Origin of the sequence: Streptomyces sp. M2CJ-2 (genome assembly GCF_016757295.1) — a bacterium.
In the GTDB taxonomy this organism is placed as follows: domain Bacteria; phylum Actinomycetota; class Actinomycetes; order Streptomycetales; family Streptomycetaceae; genus Streptomyces.
In genome coordinates, this window is sequence record NZ_JAESIF010000284.1 from 1 (window position 1) to 565 (window position 565).

The 565-nt window shown below is 77.0% G+C and carries 1 protein-coding gene; it reads left to right on the forward strand.

The window, feature by feature from the left end:
* Positions 1–565 (forward strand): KR domain-containing protein (locus JL475_RS39320; protein WP_202282975.1); only part of this gene is annotated, 565 nt, incomplete at both ends.

A 565-nucleotide genomic window follows, 5' to 3' on the forward strand; every position in this document is an offset into this window, starting at 1 on the left:
TGGAGGACCTGCGCGGGGTGGTGCACGCGGCGGGTGTGGTGGACGACGGTGTGATCGCGGGCCTGTCGGCACAGCAGGTGGAGCGGGTGCTGCGCCCGAAGGTGGACGGGGCCTGGCACCTGCACGAGCTGACGGCCGGCCTCGGCCTGGACCTGTTCGTGCTGTTCTCGTCCCTGGCCGGCGTGCTGGGCGCGGGCGGCCAGGCGAACTACGCGGCGGCGAACACGTTCCTGGACGGGCTGGCCCGCTCCCGCCGCGCCCGGGGTCTGCCGGCGGTGTCCCTGGCCTGGGGCCTGTGGGCCGATGCGGCGGGCATGGGCGGCGGCCTGTCGCAGACCGACATGGACCGTATGGCCCGCGGTGGCGTCCTGCCCCTGTCGGAGGCGGACGGCCTGGCGCTGCTCCAGCGTGCGCTGACGCGTCCGGAGCCGGTGCTGGTGCCGGTGCGCTGGGACCTCAGGGCGGTGGCGGCGGACCCGGCCGGGGTGCCGGGGAAGCTGCGGGGCCTGGTGCGTCCCACGCGCCGTCAGGTGCGGGGCGGCGCGACCGGCGCCGGATTCTGGGC